A 1088-nucleotide genomic window follows, 5' to 3' on the forward strand; every position below is an offset into this window, starting at 1 on the left:
AGCCGCGCCGCTGTTGCCGTTGCCGCTGGAAAACCGTTGGAGATCATGGACGTCGAGCTTGCCGGGCCGAAGTCTGGCGAGGTGATGGTCGAGATCAGGGCGACGGGCATCTGCCACACCGACGAGTTCACGCTTTCGGGCGCGGATCCGGAGGGGCTGTTTCCGGCGATCCTCGGGCATGAGGGGGCGGGCGTCGTGGTCGAGGTCGGCGAAGGCGTGACCTCTGTGAAGACGGGCGACCACGTGATCCCGCTCTACACGCCGGAATGCCGGGCCTGCCCGTCCTGCCTGTCGCAGAAGACCAATCTCTGCACCTCGATCCGGGCGACCCAAGGCCAGGGGCTGATGCCGGACGGGACCTCGCGGTTCACCGGGCCGGGCGGCAAGCCGATCCTGCATTACATGGGCTGCTCGACCTTCTCGAACTACACGGTGTTGCCCGAGATCGCGGTCGCCAAGGTGCGCGAGGACGCGCCGTTCGACAAGATCTGCTACATCGGCTGCGGGGTGACGACCGGCATCGGCGCGGTGATCAACACGGCGAAGGTCGAGATCGGGGCGAAGGCGGTGGTCTTCGGGCTCGGCGGGATCGGGCTGAACGTGATCCAGGGCCTCAGGCTCGCGGGCGCCGACATGATCATCGGGGTCGACCTCAACCCGGGCAAGAAGGCGATGGCCGAGCATTTCGGCATGACCCATTTCCTCAACCCCAAAGAGGTCGACAACGTGGTCGCCGAGATCGTCAACCTGACGAAGACGCCGTTCGACCAGATCGGGGGGGCGGATTACTCGTTCGACTGCACCGGCAATGTGGGTGTGATGCGGGACGCCCTGGAATGCACCCATCGCGGCTGGGGTGTGTCGGTCATCATCGGCGTGGCGCCGGCGGGGGCGGAGATCGCGACGCGGCCCTTCCAGCTGGTCACCGGGCGGGTCTGGAAGGGTACGGCCTTCGGCGGGGCCAGGGGGCGGACCGACGTTCCGAAGATCGTCGACTGGTACATGGACGGCAAGATCGAGATCGACCCGATGATCACCCATACATTGAAGCTCGACGAGATCAACAAGGGCTTCGACCTGATGCATGC

The 1088-nt window shown here is 65.7% G+C and carries 1 protein-coding gene; it reads left to right on the top strand.

All coding sequences use genetic code 11. The features are described from left to right. Positions 1 to 1088 (top strand): S-(hydroxymethyl)glutathione dehydrogenase/class III alcohol dehydrogenase (locus DEA8626_RS20775; RefSeq protein WP_108855150.1); only part of this gene is annotated, 1088 nt, incomplete at both ends.

The organism is Defluviimonas aquaemixtae, assembly GCF_900302475.1.
Classification (GTDB): Bacteria; Pseudomonadota; Alphaproteobacteria; order Rhodobacterales; family Rhodobacteraceae; genus Albidovulum; species Albidovulum aquaemixtae.